The 16,840-nt window shown below is 58.6% G+C and carries 18 protein-coding genes and 1 riboswitch; of the genes, 6 read left to right on the forward strand and 12 right to left on the reverse strand.

Going from position 1 to position 16,840, the window contains the following annotated elements; genetic code table 11:
• Nucleotides 1–4: 4 nt before the first annotated feature.
• The 3 genes from CKW19_RS22645 to CKW19_RS22655 all read right to left on the reverse strand — a co-directional run bounded on the left by CKW19_RS22645 (nucleotide 5) and on the right by CKW19_RS22655 (nucleotide 4,751).
• On the reverse strand, nucleotides 5–1,942 hold the full coding sequence (locus CKW19_RS22645) for a DUF1302 domain-containing protein (RefSeq protein ID WP_095059956.1): 1,938 nt from the start codon (nucleotides 1,940–1,942) through the stop codon (nucleotides 5–7).
• Between the two features lie 336 nt (nucleotides 1,943–2,278).
• Nucleotides 2,279–3,961 (reverse strand): fatty acid--CoA ligase, encoded by a 1,683-nt coding sequence (locus CKW19_RS22650; RefSeq protein ID WP_095059957.1) that lies wholly within the window; start codon nucleotides 3,959–3,961, stop codon nucleotides 2,279–2,281.
• A gap of 160 nt (nucleotides 3,962–4,121) precedes the next feature.
• Nucleotides 4,122–4,751, reverse strand: a complete 630-nt coding sequence (locus tag CKW19_RS22655; protein ID WP_095059958.1) for a LysE family translocator — start codon at nucleotides 4,749–4,751, stop codon at nucleotides 4,122–4,124.
• A 92-nt stretch (nucleotides 4,752–4,843) separates the two neighbouring features.
• Between CKW19_RS22655 and CKW19_RS22660 the strand changes: the two genes are divergently transcribed.
• From CKW19_RS22660 to CKW19_RS22670, 3 genes are all read left to right on the forward strand, one after another.
• Nucleotides 4,844–5,809 (forward strand): 2-hydroxyacid dehydrogenase, encoded by a 966-nt coding sequence (locus CKW19_RS22660; RefSeq protein ID WP_095059960.1) that lies wholly within the window; start codon nucleotides 4,844–4,846, stop codon nucleotides 5,807–5,809.
• A gap of 33 nt (nucleotides 5,810–5,842) precedes the next feature.
• A complete protein-coding gene (locus CKW19_RS22665; RefSeq protein ID WP_095059962.1) occupies nucleotides 5,843–6,841 on the forward strand; it encodes a class I SAM-dependent methyltransferase in 999 nt (332 codons plus the stop codon).
• A gap of 40 nt (nucleotides 6,842–6,881) precedes the next feature.
• Nucleotides 6,882–7,004: riboswitch (yybP-ykoY riboswitch) on the forward strand.
• Nucleotides 7,005–7,094: 90 nt separating this feature from the next.
• Nucleotides 7,095–7,679: a TMEM165/GDT1 family protein gene (locus CKW19_RS22670; RefSeq protein WP_095059964.1), complete on the forward strand. Its 585-nt coding sequence runs from the start codon at nucleotides 7,095–7,097 to the stop codon at nucleotides 7,677–7,679.
• Between the two features lie 66 nt (nucleotides 7,680–7,745).
• On the opposite strand, the gene CKW19_RS22675 is transcribed toward CKW19_RS22670, so the two are convergent.
• The 4 genes from CKW19_RS22675 to CKW19_RS22690 form a co-directional block, all read right to left on the reverse strand.
• Complete coding sequence (locus tag CKW19_RS22675; RefSeq protein WP_095059967.1) at nucleotides 7,746–8,564, reverse strand: M48 family metallopeptidase; 819 nt, start codon at nucleotides 8,562–8,564, stop codon at nucleotides 7,746–7,748.
• Nucleotides 8,565–8,738: 174 nt separating this feature from the next.
• The gene (locus tag CKW19_RS22680) at nucleotides 8,739–9,362 is read right to left on the reverse strand and encodes an SOS response-associated peptidase (protein ID WP_095059969.1); all 624 of its coding nucleotides are present in this window, start codon (nucleotides 9,360–9,362) and stop codon (nucleotides 8,739–8,741) included.
• 35 nt (nucleotides 9,363–9,397) lie between these two features.
• Nucleotides 9,398–9,658, reverse strand: a complete 261-nt coding sequence (locus CKW19_RS22685; RefSeq protein ID WP_095059971.1) for a putative signal transducing protein — start codon at nucleotides 9,656–9,658, stop codon at nucleotides 9,398–9,400.
• Nucleotides 9,659–9,667: 9 nt separating this feature from the next.
• A complete protein-coding gene (locus tag CKW19_RS22690; protein WP_095059973.1) occupies nucleotides 9,668–9,850 on the reverse strand; it encodes a CPXCG motif-containing cysteine-rich protein in 183 nt (60 codons plus the stop codon).
• 139 nt (nucleotides 9,851–9,989) lie between these two features.
• On the opposite strand from CKW19_RS22690, the gene CKW19_RS22695 reads away from it, so the two are divergent.
• The gene (locus CKW19_RS22695) at nucleotides 9,990–11,156 is read left to right on the forward strand and encodes a 1-acyl-sn-glycerol-3-phosphate acyltransferase (RefSeq protein WP_095059975.1); all 1,167 of its coding nucleotides are present in this window, start codon (nucleotides 9,990–9,992) and stop codon (nucleotides 11,154–11,156) included.
• Between the two features lie 71 nt (nucleotides 11,157–11,227).
• Here the strand turns inward: CKW19_RS22695 and CKW19_RS22700 are convergent, their stop codons facing one another.
• Nucleotides 11,228–11,506 (reverse strand): hypothetical protein, encoded by a 279-nt coding sequence (locus tag CKW19_RS22700; RefSeq protein ID WP_095059977.1) that lies wholly within the window; start codon nucleotides 11,504–11,506, stop codon nucleotides 11,228–11,230.
• A 233-nt stretch (nucleotides 11,507–11,739) separates the two neighbouring features.
• Nucleotides 11,740–12,324 (reverse strand): YajG family lipoprotein, encoded by a 585-nt coding sequence (locus CKW19_RS22705; RefSeq protein WP_095059978.1) that lies wholly within the window; start codon nucleotides 12,322–12,324, stop codon nucleotides 11,740–11,742.
• Between the two features lie 204 nt (nucleotides 12,325–12,528).
• Here CKW19_RS22705 and CKW19_RS22710 point away from each other — a divergent pair, with 204 nt between their 5' ends.
• Together CKW19_RS22710 and mqo are read left to right on the forward strand one after the other, a co-directional pair.
• A complete protein-coding gene (locus CKW19_RS22710) occupies nucleotides 12,529–12,762 on the forward strand; it encodes a hypothetical protein (protein ID WP_095059980.1) in 234 nt (77 codons plus the stop codon).
• 741 nt (nucleotides 12,763–13,503) lie between these two features.
• Entirely contained in the window at nucleotides 13,504–15,012 is a 1,509-nt protein-coding gene (mqo, locus tag CKW19_RS22715; RefSeq protein ID WP_095059982.1) for a malate dehydrogenase (quinone), read from the forward strand.
• A gap of 148 nt (nucleotides 15,013–15,160) precedes the next feature.
• Here mqo and CKW19_RS22720 read toward each other — a convergent pair whose 3' ends face one another.
• The 3 genes from CKW19_RS22720 to CKW19_RS22730 form a co-directional block, all read right to left on the reverse strand.
• The gene (locus tag CKW19_RS22720) at nucleotides 15,161–15,448 is read right to left on the reverse strand and encodes a PA4642 family protein (protein ID WP_095059984.1); all 288 of its coding nucleotides are present in this window, start codon (nucleotides 15,446–15,448) and stop codon (nucleotides 15,161–15,163) included.
• Between the two features lie 63 nt (nucleotides 15,449–15,511).
• On the reverse strand, nucleotides 15,512–15,997 hold the full coding sequence (locus tag CKW19_RS22725) for a hypothetical protein (protein ID WP_095059986.1): 486 nt from the start codon (nucleotides 15,995–15,997) through the stop codon (nucleotides 15,512–15,514).
• A 121-nt stretch (nucleotides 15,998–16,118) separates the two neighbouring features.
• Nucleotides 16,119–16,676 (reverse strand): hypoxanthine-guanine phosphoribosyltransferase, encoded by a 558-nt coding sequence (locus CKW19_RS22730; protein ID WP_046041880.1) that lies wholly within the window; start codon nucleotides 16,674–16,676, stop codon nucleotides 16,119–16,121.
• Nucleotides 16,677–16,840: the final 164 nt, after the last annotated feature.

A 16,840-nucleotide genomic window follows, 5' to 3' on the forward strand; every position in this document is an offset into this window, starting at 1 on the left:
GTGCTTAGAAGTTCACGCCGAGGCTGAGCGCAACGAAGTCGCGATCATCCACAGTGGTGTACTTGCCATCGAAGAAGTTGGTGTACGCCAGGCTCGCGGTGTAGGTGTTCTGGTACTCGGCATCGACGCCCAGGCTGACCGCTTTGCGACCTTCCTCGAAGTTGGCACCTGGGCCTGGGGAGTAACCTTCGACGTCATGGGACCAGGCCACGTTCGGCTTGAGGTTCACACCGGCGAACACGTCGTTGTATTCCCAGATGGCGCGGCCGCGGTAGCCCCAGGAGTTAGCGGTCGTAAACCCGTCGTTTTCGCAGTAGCGACTGACGTTGTTTTGCGCCCCACCCGCCAGGGTGCCGGTGTTCAACGTGACACACTGGTTGTTCGGCAACGGGCCAGGGCCGTAGCTCGGGTCACGGCCGTAACGCGCTTCGGAGCTGTCTTCCAGGCCACCGACGTGGGTCCAGCCAACCTCACCAACCAGGGTCAGTCGCTCGGCACCCATCACCTGATCGAAAAAGTGGGTAAGCGTCGTCTGGAGCTGGGTCACTTCCTTGCGGCGATAACCTTGCTGATCCTGACCTGGTGTACCCGAGAGCACGGAAACGCTAGGGTTAAGCGGAGTCAGACCGGAGAAGAGAATGTCGGTGGTGTTGAGTTGAACCGGAGCATTCGGACGGTAGCTGAGCTCGCCACTCCACGCGGTACCGGTAGGCAACGTGGTAGAGAAACTCAGACCATACAGACGGATATCTTCAGGGTATTCGACGTAGTAGCTGGAGTTGCCCGCCACTTGCAATGGCAGCAACGTCGGGGCTAGACCTGCCGCGACATTGGCCGGAATACCTGCGCCCCTCAACGCGCCCACCAGACCCGCCGGGCTGTAAGCACTTGCCGGCGCACCATGTCCGCTGAAGATCGGCGCACGGCTGTGGTAGTTCATGAAATAAGCACCGAACTCGGTGTCCAGCGGATCGAACATGTACTTGAACGACACGCCGAACTGACCGCTGTCGCGGGCATCGCGATCCGGGCCGCGACGAACGATCACGCCTTCGTCCGGATCACCCCAGGACACGCCTCGTGCGGCAAGCGTGTTGATGGCGGCATTGCGCAGGCTCGCTGGCAACCCAGCTCCTGCCAGTGCGCTGTTCAGCCCGTTTTTGGTCCGAAGTACTGCCAGGTTGTTGTCGCAACCATCGGAGATCACGTCGGGTTGCGAGAAGAATGTGCCGCAGTTGTCGGCAACGGTCTGGTCCCATTCGATCTGATAGAAAGCCTCGGTCGAGAGGTTTTCGGTCAGGCTTTGGGACACATAGAACATGTTGACCGGGATCAGGCCTTCCTTGATCTCGGCACCCGGACGACGGAACGCGGACACATCGATCGGGTTGATCGAGTTGATGCCGCCGCCGATGAAGGTACTTTCACCCCAGCTCACCACCTGCTTGCCAAGACGCACGGAGCCCGGCTGATCGGCGATGGCGTAGTTGTGGTAAACGAAGGCGTCGAGGATCTGGCCGCCGGACGACTTGGCGCCCTCTTTGCGGTTGTCGTCGCTGATGTCCTTGAACTCACGGCTTTCGTCTTTCAGCTCGAAGTCATACCAGTATTTGCCACGGACGAAGATGCCGGTGTCGCCGTATTTCAATTCAAGGTCGTGAATGCCTTTGAAGATCTTCGAGAAGGTTTCACCGCTCTTGAAGTTCAGGTGACCGTCATCGGAGGTTTGGGACAGGCCTCGGCCGCCGTTGTTGACACCGATGAGGTTCTTGTTGGCACTTTCGGTAGACCAACTGGCACCGACCGACAGGGATGAATCGAACTGACCTTCGATTTCACCAACGTTGAAACTGACGCCGAATGCTGGCCCGGCGAGCGTAGAGGCAAGACTGACAGCCAGAGGCAGTTTCGCCCGGCGCCAGAGCTGGTTTACTGATGTCATCGACGCTTCTCCATGTGCATTTTATTGTTATGGCATTAGCACTTCTAAAAACGCTGTGGATAACCGGGAGCCATGGCATCCCAAAGTCATTCCAAAGTTGCATCGCCCCTGTTTGTGCGTGTGCTCCGTTTCTAAAAATCCTTGAACGGACTATAGCCAGCAGGTAGTAGTGCTTGATCCCTCTAAAGTGTGATTTGCACCTGCCAACCACTCTGGAACAGTCCTTTCGCCAGTCCGACACTGTCGGCATGGCAAGGATGGCTGAATTTATGAATTTGACAAGCCAAGCGCTTGCTTGGTGGGGCTGGCGTGCCTTTTGGGCACGCCGGCAGACGCTTAAAGCGTCGAGAGAAAGGTGCTGTTGGTGGCTTGCCATTCGGTGATGTCGACGCGAATTTTCTTCTTGTCGAGTTTACCGACGCTGGTCTTGGGAATTTCAGTAACAAGGGCGATCTGACTCGGAATCGCCCACTTGCTCAGGTGCCCCAATTCCACAAACGGCTTGAGATGCTCCTTGAGCTCACGGGCCCCGATTTGTTGCCCTTCACGAAGCACGAGCAAGGCAAACGGCCGCTCACCCCACTGCGGATCGGCGATGCCTACCACTGCTACTTCGCGTACCGCTGGATGACGACTGATCAGGTCTTCCAGGTCCAGGGAGGAAACCCACTCACCTCCGGTCTTGATCACATCCTTGATCCGGTCCCGTATGTCGATCACGCCCATGCTGTCCAGGGTCGCCACATCACCGGTGTGCAGCCAGCCCCCGGCCCAGAGCTCTGCGCCTTTTTGCGGTTCGTTGTAATAGCCCTCGGTGAGCCACGGCGCACGCAACACCAATTCGCCCTGGGTCTCGCCATCGGCCGGCAGGAAGTTACCCTCGGCATCGACAATCGCCGCTTCCACCAAAGGCCCTGGCACGCCAGCCTTGATCCGGTAGGTGGTGCGTTCGTCTTCGCTGCCGGCCATCAATTCATCGTTGAGGTGCGCGCATGACACCAGCGGTCCGGTTTCCGACATGCCATAGGCGGCGGTCAGCTGGATACCCTTGACCTTGGCGGCTTCGTACAGCGAGCGGTTCAGTGCGCTGCCACCGATGACAATCTTCCAGCCGCCGAAATCGGTGTTTTGCGCAGCCTTGGCATTGAGGAGCATCTGCAGGATGGTCGGGACGCAATGGGAGAAAGTGACCTTCTCTTTGCGCCATAGCTCCACCAGGTATTCCGGGTCATAGCGGCCGGGGTACACCTGCTTGAGGCCGAGCATGGTCGCCACATACGGCAGGCCCCAGGCGTGCACGTGGAACATCGGGGTGATCGGCATGTACACATCGTTGGTGCCCAACAGACGCACGCTGTCGATCGAACCCATGATGGTCGACACGCCAATGGTGTGCAGCACCAGTTGCCGATGGGTGAAGTACACGCCTTTGGGGTTGCCCGTGGTGCCGGTGGTATAGAACGTGGTCGCGACGGAATTCTCGTCGAAATCCTGGAAGTCGTACTGCGGGCTCGCGGCAGCCAGAAGCTGTTCGTATTCGCCGATGAGGTTCGGCAGGTCGGCGGTCTTTTCCGGCAGGTCGGTCAGCAGCAGGGTTTTCTCGACCGTGGTCAGGTGACCGGCAATCGCGTTGTACAACCCGGTGAACTCGCTGTTGACCAGCACGAAGCGGTCCTCGGCATGGTTCATGGTGTAGAGGATCTGTTCCGGCGACAGACGCACGTTGATGGTGTGGATGACGGCGCCGATCATCGGGATGGCAAACATGCATTCCAGATAACGATGGCTGTCCCAGTCCATGACCGCCACGGTATCCCCGGCTTTGACACCGGCCGCCGTGAGCACGTTGGCCAGACGGGCGACCCGTTCAATCAGGGTCGGATAGCTGTACCGCAACTGGTCGCGGTAGATGATCTCGCGGGTTTTCTCATAACGAGCGCCGGACATCAGCAGCCGTTTGATCAGCAGCGGATACTGGTAAGCGCCTTCGGCTGGGGGGATAACGCGAGTCTGCAACATAAGAATCCCTTTTTCTGACTGCACGGTCTTGGCTGAAAGTACGCACTGTAGTGCGCTTGTTCGCCAGCCAAATCAGCCAAAGGAATGATTTGCAGAACCGCGCAAATGCTAGCGTTGCGCCAGCATTCGTGGGCTTTCATCGTAGGGGATGTGTGATTGATCAGTGCATCTCGGTGAACGCGAGCTTCACGCCAATCGCGATCAGCACCGCGCCCATGGTGCGGTCGAACCAGTGGCCCATACGGGCGAAACCGGCGCGCACGCGCTGTTGGCTGAACAGCATGGCCACCAGGCAGAACCAGGCTGCCGTCGCCACCGCCAGATAAACGCCGTAGCCAGCCTGCACCGCCAGCGGTGTGTGGGGATTGATCACCACGGTGAACAGCGAAAGGAAAAACAGCGTGGCTTTCGGGTTCAGACCGTTGGTAACAAAACCGGAGGTGAAGGCCCCACGAGCAGTGCGCTCACCAGCCTCCTTGTGCAAATCGTCCGCCACAGGCGTGGCCGGTTTCGCGCGCAGCGCCTTGTAGCCGATGTACAGCAGGTAAGCGGCAGCGGCCCATTTCAGCGCATTGAACAGCACAATCGACTGGGACACGATCAAACCAATGCCCAGCAGCGAATAGCCCACATGCAGGAAAATCGCTGTGCCCACACCCAGCGCAGTCCACGTACCCGCGCGCCGACCGTGGGTAACACTTTCACGTACCACCACGGCAAAGTCCGGGCCGGGGCTGGCTACAGCCAGCAAGTGAATCAGGGCAACGGTCAAGAACTCTGTCCAGTACATGTGGGGCTCCTTTAGGCCAAGCGTAACTATTTATTTCATCTGGTAGGCTCGGCAGATTACGCCTTCAGTTCAATGCACAAAAGGTACAGTTGATGACGAACACTCGCCGCGCCGTTTTCCTCGACCACCCCTCCCTGGACCTCGGAGACCTTGATCTCAGCCCGTTGCACCAGTGCTTCAGCGAATTGCAGCTGTTCGCCCAGACCCTGCCGGATCAAGTGATCGATCACCTCAAGGGCGCCACCGTCGCCATCAGCAACAAAATTGCCATCGATGCCGCCGCCATGGCCGCCAGCCCCGATCTCAAGCTGATCCTGATCACGGCCACCGGCACCAATAACGTCGACCTCGCCGCCGCCCGCGCCCATGGGATTACCGTGTGCAACTGCCAGGGCTACGGCACGCCGTCGGTGGCGCAGCACACGATCATGCTGTTGCTCAACCTCGCCACGCGCCTGGCCGATTATCAAAAAGCGGTCGGCGAAGGGCGCTGGCAGCAGGCAAAACAGTTCTGTTTATTGGACTTCCCGATTGTCGAACTGGAAGGCAAAACCCTCGGCCTGCTGGGACACGGCGAACTGGGTGGTGCAGTCGCGCGACTGGCCGAAGCGTTCGGCATGCGTGTGCTACTCGGCCAGATCCCGGGGCGCCCTGCCCGGCCCGACCGTTTGCCGCTGGAAGAACTGCTGCCGCAAATTGACGCACTGACCTTGCACTGCCCGCTCAACGAACACACTCGACACTTCATCGGCGCCCGTGAGCTGGCGTCCATGAAGCCCGGCGCTTTCGTGGTCAACACCGCACGCGGCGGCCTGATCGACGAACAAGCCCTGGCCGACGCCTTGCGCAACGGTCATTTGGGCGGCGCAGCCACAGACGTATTAAGTGTCGAGCCTCCCATCAACGGCAATCCGCTGCTGGCCAACGACATCCCGCGCCTGATCGTTACCCCGCACAACGCCTGGGGCAGTCGCGAAGCGCGGCAGCGAATCGTGGGCCAAGTCACCGAAAACGCCTTGGGATACTTCAGCGGTAAGGCGCTGCGGGTCGTCAGTTGATAAACTGCGGCACTTTTTTCCACAGGAGCAGTTATGGATCCGCGCAGTGAAGTACTGCTTCGTCAGGCTGAGTTATTCCAGGGTTCGGTGCTATTGGCCGGTTTGCCCGCCGATGATTTGCTCGGTCGCCTGCCAGGCGCTCACGGTTGGTGCTGGCATGCCGGTGATCAGGCCGGACTGGATGCGCGCTTTGCCGAGCGCAGCCATTTTGGCGTGAATGCACCTGAACGCGAGTTTGATAGCGCCGTGGTGTTTTTGCCCAAGTCCAAGGATCTGACCGACTACATCCTCAACGCCCTCGCCTCACGCCTGGCCGGGCGTGAGCTGTACCTGGTCGGCGAGAAAAAAAGCGGCATCGAAGGCGCGGCCAAGCAACTCAACCCGTTCGGCAAGCCACGCAAGCTCGACAGTGCGCGGCATTGCCAGCTATGGCTGGTCACTGTGGCCAACGCGCCTGCAGCCAAGCCGTTGGAAAGCCTGGCCCAGACCTATGAATTGCCACTGGCCGAAGGTCCGTTGAAAGTCATCAGCCTGCCGGGCGTGTTCAGCCACGGTCGCCTGGATCGCGGTAGCGCATTGTTGCTGGAACACTTGGACAAACTGCCCAGCGGCCATTTGCTGGACTTCGGTTGCGGTGCGGGCGTTCTGGGCGCCGTCGTGAAGCGTCGTTACCCGCACAATCAGGTCACTTTGCTGGACGTTGATGCCTTTGCCGCCGCCAGCAGTCGCCTGACACTGGCTGCCAACGGTCTGGAAGCAGACGTGATTACCGGCGACGGTATCGATGCGGCGCCCATGGGTTTGAGCGCCATTCTGAGCAACCCGCCGTTCCATGTCGGCGTGCACACCGATTATTTCGCGACCGAGAACTTGCTGCGAAAAGCCGCCAAACATCTGAAAAACGGTGGAGAACTGCGCTTGGTTGCGAACAGTTTCCTGAAATACCAGCCGTTGATCGAGGAGCACCTTGGCGTGTGTGCGATCAAGGCCGAAGGGCAGGGTTTCCGAATCTACCGAGCCAAGCGCGGCTAGAAATTTGTTCTTGCCGAATGGATTTTGCGTAGGCAGAATCCGCTCCGTCCTAGGGGAGTAGTCTCCCACGAGCGCCATGCTCGTCCGGCATACGTCAACATACTTGGTCCTCAGACCATGGCGTATGCGACCCAAGCGACCGCATCAGACGGTTCGCAGGGTTTGACAAGACCTATGACACGCACACCTTACCCGGGGCGGGAAGGCTGTACGTGTCATAGCCGTGTCGACCCGCCCCTTAGGAAAACCCCTGATGCTGGATTCATTACTCGTCCCCACCGCAATCGTTGCCTTGGCCGAAATCGGCGACAAGACGCAACTGCTCGCGCTCATTCTCGCTGCCCGCTTCCGCAAACCGTGGCCGATCATCGCCGGCATCGTCGCCGCGACCCTGGCCAACCACGCGGCCGCCGGTGCGGTCGGCGCCTGGGTTGGCAGTTTCTTCTCGGACGCGATGCTGCACTGGATTCTCGCTGCGAGCTTCGCCGCCACCGCGCTGTGGACCCTGGTGCCGGACAAGATGGATGACGATGAAGCCAGCACCGCGCGCAAGTTCGGGCCATTCCTGACCACGCTGATCGCGTTTTTCCTCGCGGAGATCGGTGACAAGACCCAAATCGCGACGGTGATGCTGGCCGCGCAATATCCAGAACTGTGGCTGGTGATCATCGGCACCACCCTCGGCATGCTGATCGCCAACGTGCCGGTGGTACTGGCGGGTAACTTCGCCGCGGACAAACTGCCATTGACGCTGATCCGTCGACTGGCGGCGTCGGCGTTCTTCATCCTGGCGATTGTTGCGGTGTACAAGGCGATGCAGAGCAGCGGGTGGATTTGACCCGGGGACTGAAATCAATCTGTGGCGAGGGGGCTTGCCCCTCACCACATTTTCAGCGCCTGATCGTCAGAATTTTTTGGCCCGCTCATAAAAAGGCATAACCTTCGGAATGGCCGCCTGCAACGCCTCGATACGACTCGACGACGCCGGGTGAGTACTCATGAACTCCGGCGGTGAACCTTGCGAGACTTTGCTCATTTTGTTCCACAGGGTGATCGCGGCATTCGGGTTGTAACCGGCGCGGGCTGCCAGTTCGAGGCCAATCAGGTCCGCTTCGTTTTCATTGGCGCGACTGTTGGGCAAGGTCATGCCGTAGTTGGCCACGGCGTCTGCCAGGGCCAGGCTGTCCTGTCCCAATCCCAGGAGAGTGCCCGCGCCCTGCTTGGCCATTTCGATGCCATAGGCCTTGGACATCGCTTCACGACCGTGCTCACGCAAGGCGTGGGCGATTTCATGGCCGATGATGGCGGCGATTTCATCGTCCGTCAGTTGCAGCTTGTCGATCAACCCGGTGTAAACAATGATCTTGCCGCCAGGACCACAGTTGGCGTTGAGTTCATCACTCTTGATCAGATTGACTTCCCACTTCCACTGGGCCGCATCTGGACGGAAGGTCGGTGCCTGAGCAATCAGTCGGTCAGCAATCAGCTGTACGCGCTGGGCTTCATTGCTGGTCTTGTCCAGCACACCTTTGTTCGACGCTTCGCCCACAGTCTTCTGATAGGACTGTGCATACATCTGGTCGACTTCTTGCGCGGACAGCATGCTGAACATGTATTGCTTGCGTTCAATGCCCACCGCACCGCCGCTGGTGGTATTGACCGACTGACAGCCAACGAGCAGCAGCGCTACGCTCAGCGCACTTACAACCAACGTTTTGTTCATTGAAAAACTCCCTGAAAAACATGCCGCGTATCCTAGGCGTGGAAATGTATCCACGCCAGATACTATGGACGTAAGACGCGTAACTCAGGCAAATCTCTCATGGCGGTAGAAAAAATAATCCCCGTCGGTCGGCGCGCCGCAGGCTGATGTCACGACCTTATTGCGGGCAACGCCTCAACCCGGCGTCAAACACTCCGGTCCGTTGAGCTTCGGATCGTTCACCAGATTGGCCAGTACCCGCTCGCGCAACGCCGCCGGCTCGCTGGCCAACAAGGCTTGCAATGTGTGCAGCGGCGTCTCGGGATCAAGCCACGCCGCCTGCCCGGCCTCGTCGAGAATCAACGGGCGGCGCTGACTCGCCGCTGGTTGCGTAATCACCGCCGTGCTCAGCCAGACTTGTTCCTGCACCGGATACGCCTCCCAGATCGCGGCGAAAAACAGCGACGAACCTTCCCCCGGCGTCAACCAGAATGGCCGTTTGCGCGTAGTACCGCGCCACTCGTAGAAACCGTTGGCCGGCAGCAGGCAGCGACGCTCGCGCAAGGCCTGGCGAAACATCGGTTGTTCGGCAACGGTTTCGGCACGCGCATGAGCCGGGGTGCGCGACAGATCCGTCAGCCACGGCGGTGTCAGGCCCCAACGGGCGCGGGCCAGTTCACGCTGGCCGTCGAGACCTGCGCGCAGCATCAACACCGAATCATTGGGGGAAATGTTCCACTGCGCCTGCTGATCGGCGGGAAAACCTGGCAGGGTCGCGAAGTCGCGGTTCCAGCGAAACAGGGCATAACGTCCACACATGGGGCAGCACAACTCTTGATCAAACGAACGCCAGCCTAACAGACCAGCGTGCCGGGGAAGCTCTCCGGTTCATCGCCGGACAGGGGCAGCGCGGCATTGTACGCGGTGATCAGCTCCCGGGCGTATTCGGCCTGATCGTTATCCACCGCGAGGCCCAACAGGCCGAATATCGGCAGTTCACCCGTGGCGCCCACCAGATCGCGACCCACCAGATGCGCCTCGACGCCCTCGCTGGCGAGCATGCCTTGCAGCAATTCGCCTTCCATCAGGTTTTCCGGTTCGTAAATACGCTGCATACATGCCCCTCATTCGTTTTCACTGAAAACTTCGAGATGCCATTCCTCTTCATAAACCTGCAGCACGAATGTTATCGGCCGACAACACACCTGACAGTCTTCAATATAGGTCTGATCGCCACCGGACAAGTCCAACGTCGTCTCGACCTCTTCACCACAATACGGACATTCATACTGCGTAGTTTCCAGCATCGCGGTCTCCCAGGTGACTTGTGCGTATAATCGCCGGTCTATTTGCAGGGCTATTTTTGTCTGGCTAACTTTTCAGACCGTACCCCGCCGGTTTTCGATCAGAACCTTTACTTACCCTAGCCGTTTCTAACAAGAGAGCATGATGGGCGAATTCGATGCCATCCGACCTTACGACGACAGCGAAGTCCCAGCGGTGCTGGACCGGCTGCTCGGCGACAAGGCGTTTCTAGATATCCTCACCCACTTTCGCTTCCCGCGTTTTGCCGGCACTTTGGGCTGGGCGCTCAAACCTCTTATAGCTCATCGCTTGCGCCGTGAGTTCGCCGGCGTCCATTCGGTCGCCACGCTGCAGGACAAAGTCGAGGTTTACGTCGACCACACCATCGAGCGCGCTACGGACGGTGTCACGTATACCGGCGTCGAGCAGTTCAAGTCCGGCAGCGCTTATCTGTTTATCGCCAATCACCGCGACATCGTGATGGACCCGGCCTTCGTCAACTATGCCGTGTACCACGCCGGCCTGCCGACGCCGCGCATCGCCATTGGCGACAACCTGCTGCAAAAGCCGTTTGTCAGCGACTTGATGCGCTTGAACAAGAGTTTCATCGTGCACCGCTCGATCACCGGTCGTCGCGAGAAAATGGCGGCGTATCAGTTGCTGTCGGCGTACATCAACCACTCGATCCGCAACGATTGCGCATCGATCTGGATCGCCCAGGCTGAAGGTCGTGCGAAGGACGGCGACGACCGTACCGAGTCGGCGATCCTCAAGATGTTCCACATGAGCCGCAAGGACGAGCCGTTCGGCGAGGTCATCCGTTCGCTGAACCTCACCCCGGTGTCGATCAGCTACGAATACGACCCGTGCGATCAGGCCAAGGCCCGCGAGCTCTACATCCGCGCCACCACCGGCAGCTACACCAAGGTGCCGGGCGAGGATGATGTGAGCATTGCCAAAGGCATCACCGGCTACAAGGGCCGGGTGCATGTGAACTTTGCCGCGCCGATTACCGAACTGTTCGATGACACCAAGCAATTGGCGGTCGAGATGGACAAGCAGATCCTCGGTGGGTATCGCCTGTTCCCGGTGCACTACCTGGCTTACGCCATGTGGAAAGACGCCGATCCGCAGTTGTCGGTACCAAAAGCCGCAGAGGTATTTGCCGCCGACGAGCTGGCCAAGGCTCAGGAAGAATGGCAGCAGCGCCTGGACGCTTGCCCCGAGGAACATCGTCCGTTCCTGGTGCTGCAATATGCGACGCCGGTGCGCAATCAATATCGGGTCAAGGCTGGACTGCCGCTGTAAGCAAAAAAAATCGCAGCCTGCGCAAGCTTCTGTAGGAGCTGCCGCAGGCTGCGATCTTTTGCTTCAAAAATTTAAACTTGCGTGCTGATCCACGACACCAAAAGTGCCAGCGCCATGCAGGCAAAACCGAAGATGTAGAAAAACCGGTTCTTGCGCAGGGTTGCCCAATCCAGAACCGGCTCTGCGTTGGGGCTGCTTTGGCGTTGCGCCTGAAGGCTCGCCATCGCGCGTTGTTCGCGGCGACGGGTGGCGTGCAGCAACCAGCCGCCAGGAAAGGCGAAGAGCAAGGCCAGCAGATTGATCAGTTTGGCGGGATGGGCGGTAAACAGCGTCATCAAATGCAGCGACATCTCAAACCTCAAGCGAAAACAGATAGCGCAGGCGCCAGACCGGCGACGGCGGCGCGGATTCTACCCAAAGCCCTCACGCCTGCCCTCCACTTTGCGACAAATAACGAAACAATTGACCAATGGCAGTCCAATCGCAATTGAACGTAGGCGCGCCGAAGGCTGCGATCTTTTGATCTTTTTTTAAAAACAAAATCAAAGGATCGCAGCCTGCGGCAGCTCCTACGGGGCTCGCATTACTCGCCGAGAACCTGACCCACGGTCGGGTCCTTGAACAGACGGGTCAACGCATCGCTCAACACGTCGCCGACCAGTTTGGTGTTGGTTTCCTGGTTCGGCGCCATACCGAAACGCTGGTCCAGGGACGCACCATAACGACCGCTGTAACGGCGGTTGGCGTTCTGTACATCGGAGCGGAACGTCGCGCCAATGGTCGCCTCGGTCACGTACATGCCTTCTTTGGGCGATTGATACTTCAATTCAGCCAGGGTCACGGTGATTTGCGGGGCATTCGCTGCATTGGTCGTCGGGGTAAAGCCCAACAGGCGCACGGCCGCTTCAGCCTGAGCCTGCAACTTCGGCAGAATCTGCGCGCCCTGCACGGTGATCGCGCTGGTTTCCGGATACAGGCCACCGCGGGTCCCCAATGTCGGCGACGGGCGACCGTCTACCACACGCACCACGACAGGCTGACCATGGCCGACAGGGGCCAATTGAGCGGTCAGTTTTGGCTCCGGGTTCAGTTGTTGCGGGCTGTGGGCGCAGCCGACCAGCGTCAAACTGGTCACAGTGATCAAACCGAACAACAGGCGTTGCAACATGCGCTTCTCTCCAGATTCAGGCACAAACAGGCCGGCAGTATAACGGTGCGCCACTGCGGGGAACCAGCGCCCCACTGTGATTGCGGAAATATCTGACAAAACCTTGGGAACGCGGTTCCTGTCACACAGATGTCACCGCCCTTAAACTTGCACGTAACGGCTTGCGCTTATTATTTTTTTCAGAAACCCAAAAGGTACTTCGCCATGCGCTATCTGATCTCGTTGTTCGCACCACGCCCGCTGCATCGCTGTTTCGCCCTGCTCGACCGTAACGGCCACTGCCAGGCATTCAAGCAGTGCAGCCTGCAACCGATGGGTAATGGTTGGGTCGAAATCGAAGAAATCCGACTTAACTGGCTGCATCAGCCTTTGCCTGCCAGCGCCCGCGTCGTTCAGCACCAAACGCGGTCACGGGAGCAGCATCTGCTGACCACCTGACCGAACGCCTAATAAAAGTCATTAAACACGACCATTTCCCTGCGTTTCTTAGATACAATCTCCCCCCGATTATAAGGACGTCTCCTGATCGGGCCTCGCAGCATCGTCAATGCGCTTGTATTGACACCCCGCACCGCCCACAGAGAGCCGCCCACACAGATCGAGTGAAGCTGGCGCGCTTGCTGTTTTGTTGAGCAAAACCTCCACTTTTCGCGAATCTGCAGAGCTGTCATTACGCTCGGTCACTGAGCTGTTTGCCCGTTTTGCCTGCCCTGTATCCCATGGCGGCGATCCATCCGGGCACGGTGCCAGGCTGGGACAGCCCTTTTTTGAGGTTCACGTCTTCAAAAGAGCGTGAAAAAAACGGGTTTTCACAACTTCACAAGAGTGTGGCGAGCAAATGAATAGTTTTGCGTCTGAACATGCACCATTAGCGTCTAGAGCAGCCCAACGACACAGGACCGAGTATTGCGCGAACACCGGAGCCTGAAGCCTGTCCGCTACGGATTTGGTTGCACAAACGGATGTATCGACCATAAGTCGAATTGCCCGCCGCCCGTTGAAATGAGTTCATGTGACTCTTATTAGACCCGGCAGGTAGCGTCCGTCGAAGTTGCAAAAAATTGCGAAGATTCGGACATGGCGATCCTGCCATGGGTACCTGGGGCATCACTGACACGCCCCGTCACTCCTGGCAGCCATGCCGTCAATTTGGTGCTGCAGATTTTGGAGACGCGTTAAATGGCGCATAACGAAGCAGTCGACGTAGTACTGGTTGGGGCCGGCATCATGAGTGCCACCCTTGCAGTACTGCTCAAAGAACTCGACCCCGCGATCAAGCTGGAAGTCGTCGAGCTGATGGATTCCGGTGCTGCGGAGAGTTCGAACCCGTGGAACAACGCCGGTACCGGTCACGCCGGGCTGTGTGAGCTCAATTACACGCCGCAGGCCGCCGATGGCGCCGTCGACATCAAGAAAGCCGTGCACATCAACACCCAGTTCGAGGTGTCGAAGCAGTTTTGGTCGTACCTGACCAAGAAAGGCACGTTCGGCTCGTGCAAATCGTTTATCAGCCCGGTGCCACACCTGAGTTTCGTGCAGGGCGACAGCGGCGTTTCCTTCCTCAAGGAACGCTTCAAGGTGCTGAGCAAGCACCACGCCTTCACCGACATGGAATACACCGAAGACAAGGCAACAATGGCAGAGTGGATGCCATTGATGATGCCTGGTCGCGACCCTGGCGAAACCCTGGCCGCCACCCGCGTGATCAATGGCACCGACGTCAACTTCGGCGCCCTGACCAACCAGTTGCTCAAGCACCTGACCAGCGCACCCGATGCCCAGGTCAAGTACTGCAAGCGCGTGACCGGCCTCAAGCGCAACAATGGCGGCTGGACGGTCAGCATCAAGGACGTCAACAGCGGCAACACCCGTGAAGTCGACGCCAAGTTCGTCTTCCTCGGTGCTGGCGGCGCGGCTCTGCCATTGCTGCAAGCGTCGGGCATCGAAGAGAGCAAAGGCTTCGGTGGCTTCCCGATCAGCGGCCAATGGCTGCGTTGCGACAATCCGGAAGTGGTCAAGCACCACCAGGCCAAGGTCTATAGCCAGGCCGCCGTGGGTTCGCCGCCAATGTCCGTGCCGCACCTGGACACCCGTGTGGTCGAAGGCAAGAAGTCCCTGCTGTTCGGGCCTTACGCCGGTTTCACCACCAAGTTCCTCAAGCACGGTTCCTTCATGGACCTGCCGATGTCGGTTCGTGCCGGCAACATCGGCCCGATGCTGTCCGTGGCGAAAAACAACATGGACCTGACCAAGTACCTGGTCAGCGAAGTGATGCAGTCGATGGAGCAGCGCCTGGAATCCCTGCGTCGCTTCTACCCTGAGGCGAAAGCCGAAGACTGGCGCCTGGAAGTGGCCGGCCAACGGGTGCAGATCATCAAGAAAGACCCGAAAAAAGGCGGCATCCTGCAGTTCGGCACCGAACTCGTTGCGGCCAAGGACGGCTCCCTTGCCGCCCTGCTCGGTGCTTCGCCTGGTGCCTCGGTGACCGTTTCGATCATGCTGGAACTGATCGAAAAATGCTTCCCGAGCCAAACCAAAGGCGAATGGGCCACCAAACTGGCAGAAATCTTCCCGGCCCGGGAAAAGGTTCTGGAAGCCGACGCTGCGCTGTATCACAAGATCAACACGCAGAACAACGTTGCCCTGGAACTGGTTGAAGCCAGCAGCGAGACCGAAAGCTACGCTTGATTCGCTCGCATGAAAAACGCCCCGTTCTCATTGAGAGCGGGGCGTTTTTTATGCCTTTGAAAGATCGCAGCCTCGCTTCGTTCGATAGCTCCTACAGATCCAGGCGACCCATTTGCAGGAGCTGCCGAAGGCTGCGATCTTTTGATCTTTAACCGCGAGCCTTTTCGATCAGTTCGATGTATTCAGGTGCGTTGCGCTGATCCTTGATCAGGGCAACGAAGTCATTGCCGTGCTCGTCCTTGCCGTTGACATCAAAACCGGCCTCGACGAAGAACGTCAGGAAACGCTCGAAGTCGTCGATGCGCAGGCCACGGTAGGCCTTGATCAGTTTGTGCAGCGATGGAGAAGTGGCGTCGACCGGCTCGAAATCGAGGAACAGCTTGATCTGATCATCGCCGATCTCATCACCAATCACTTGTTTCTTATCTTTACGCATTGCCGACTCCAACTCGCAGACATTACACGGGGCGGGCAGTTTACCCCTGCGCGGGCCCGGCACTCAACGCGAACGAACGCTACCGGTATGCAGATCCGCCCAGACATGGCCGTTGGCATAGCTGAGGAACTGGCAATACACCGTATCGTTACGCAACAAGTCGATCACCACGCGGTACTGAGCCATCGGGTAATACAGCGTCAGGGTTTTGCTCTTGGCGTCGTAGACCGGTTTTTTCAGGCTTTTGCTTTCGCCATCGAAATTGACCAGCACCTGATTGATCGTCGCGCCCTTGCTCAAGGATTTTCCCTTGAGGCGGATCAGGATTGGCGAAGTCACTGGAATCGGTTGCTGATTGGACTGTCGCTGACTGCCGACCACCACCGAGTATTCGGTGACTTGCAGCAACTGTTGCTGCTCTGGCTCGCTGTCACGCAAGTTCAGGTCATCAGGCGGAAGAAACTGAGCATGCATGGGCGCCGGGGCGGCGGCCAAGGGCAAACTGAGAGTCAGCAACAAGGCGGCGCAGCTGCGGATCAAAAGGCTCATGACAGGCTCCGGAGGGCGGGTGTAGGAGCGAGCTTGCTCGCGATGGTGTGTCAGACGACGCCAATGTACCTGACAAAACATCGCGAGCAAGCTCGCTCCTACATGGAGCCGTGCAGGATGCTTACATGCCTTTAACGGCGAAGATCCCGTTGGCGTTACGCCAGTAGCCTTTGTAGTCCATGCCATAGCCGAAGATGTAACGGTCAATGCACGGCAGACCGACGAAATCAGCCTTCAAGTCCGGACGGGCCTTGCGGTCGTGGTCTTTGTCGATCAGCACGGCGGTGTGAACTTTGCGGGCACCGGCGTGTTTGCAGAAGTCGATGATCGCGCCCAGGGTGTGACCTTCGTCGAGGATGTCGTCGATGATCAGCACGTCACGGTCGATGAACGAGACTTCCGGCTTGGCTTTCCAGAACAGGTCGCCGCCGCTGGTTTCGTTGCGATAACGGGTGGCGTGCAGGTAGGACGCTTCCAGCGGGAAGTTCAGATAGGTCAGCAGCTTGCCGGAGAAAATCAGCCCGCCGTTCATCACACAGAACACCACCGGGTTGCTGTCGGCCATTTGTTCGTTGATTTGCGCACCGACGCGAGCGATGGCCGCCTCGACTTCAGCTTCGGTGTACAGGCAGTCAGCCTCTCGCATGATTTGACGGATATGCTCGAGATCAGCGGACATGGCGCTCTCCAGGGGGTGGCGGATTCGGAAAAGCGGGCAAAGGTACGCATCAACCGAGGCCAGATCAAGCGTTTGTGGACTAACGTACTCTATGTCTATAGGACAACACCCCGGGATAGATTAATCTACGCCGGTTTTTTTGCCCGCCGCCGGAGCCTTTCCCC

Origin of the sequence: Pseudomonas sp. Irchel s3f7, assembly GCF_900187615.1 — a bacterium.
Classification (GTDB): domain Bacteria; phylum Pseudomonadota; class Gammaproteobacteria; order Pseudomonadales; family Pseudomonadaceae; genus Aquipseudomonas.

Bases quoted from the DNA above. Each gene is read 5' to 3' on its own strand.
- CKW19_RS22690 (WP_095059973.1), bottom strand. From the start codon at position 9,850: ATGCTGGAAACTACGCAGTATGAATGTCCGTATTGTGGTGAAGAGGTC.
- CKW19_RS22670 (WP_095059964.1), top strand. From the start codon at position 7,095: ATGCTGGATTCATTACTCGTCCCCACCGCAATCGTTGCCTTGGCCGAA.
- CKW19_RS22705 (WP_095059978.1), bottom strand. From the start codon at position 12,324: ATGTTGCAACGCCTGTTGTTCGGTTTGATCACTGTGACCAGTTTGACG.
- CKW19_RS22665 (WP_095059962.1), top strand. From the start codon at position 5,843: ATGGATCCGCGCAGTGAAGTACTGCTTCGTCAGGCTGAGTTATTCCAG.
- mqo (WP_095059982.1), top strand. From the start codon at position 13,504: ATGGCGCATAACGAAGCAGTCGACGTAGTACTGGTTGGGGCCGGCATC.
- CKW19_RS22645 (WP_095059956.1), bottom strand. From the start codon at position 1,942: ATGACATCAGTAAACCAGCTCTGGCGCCGGGCGAAACTGCCTCTGGCT.
- CKW19_RS22660 (WP_095059960.1), top strand. From the start codon at position 4,844: ATGACGAACACTCGCCGCGCCGTTTTCCTCGACCACCCCTCCCTGGAC.
- CKW19_RS22680 (WP_095059969.1), bottom strand. From the start codon at position 9,362: ATGTGTGGACGTTATGCCCTGTTTCGCTGGAACCGCGACTTCGCGACC.
- CKW19_RS22710 (WP_095059980.1), top strand. From the start codon at position 12,529: ATGCGCTATCTGATCTCGTTGTTCGCACCACGCCCGCTGCATCGCTGT.
- CKW19_RS22725 (WP_095059986.1), bottom strand. From the start codon at position 15,997: ATGAGCCTTTTGATCCGCAGCTGCGCCGCCTTGTTGCTGACTCTCAGT.
- CKW19_RS22695 (WP_095059975.1), top strand. From the start codon at position 9,990: ATGATGGGCGAATTCGATGCCATCCGACCTTACGACGACAGCGAAGTC.
- CKW19_RS22730 (WP_046041880.1), bottom strand. From the start codon at position 16,676: ATGTCCGCTGATCTCGAGCATATCCGTCAAATCATGCGAGAGGCTGAC.
- CKW19_RS22675 (WP_095059967.1), bottom strand. From the start codon at position 8,564: ATGAACAAAACGTTGGTTGTAAGTGCGCTGAGCGTAGCGCTGCTGCTC.
- CKW19_RS22720 (WP_095059984.1), bottom strand. From the start codon at position 15,448: ATGCGTAAAGATAAGAAACAAGTGATTGGTGATGAGATCGGCGATGAT.
- CKW19_RS22685 (WP_095059971.1), bottom strand. From the start codon at position 9,658: ATGCAGCGTATTTACGAACCGGAAAACCTGATGGAAGGCGAATTGCTG.
- CKW19_RS22650 (WP_095059957.1), bottom strand. From the start codon at position 3,961: ATGTTGCAGACTCGCGTTATCCCCCCAGCCGAAGGCGCTTACCAGTAT.
- CKW19_RS22655 (WP_095059958.1), bottom strand. From the start codon at position 4,751: ATGTACTGGACAGAGTTCTTGACCGTTGCCCTGATTCACTTGCTGGCT.
- CKW19_RS22700 (WP_095059977.1), bottom strand. From the start codon at position 11,506: ATGTCGCTGCATTTGATGACGCTGTTTACCGCCCATCCCGCCAAACTG.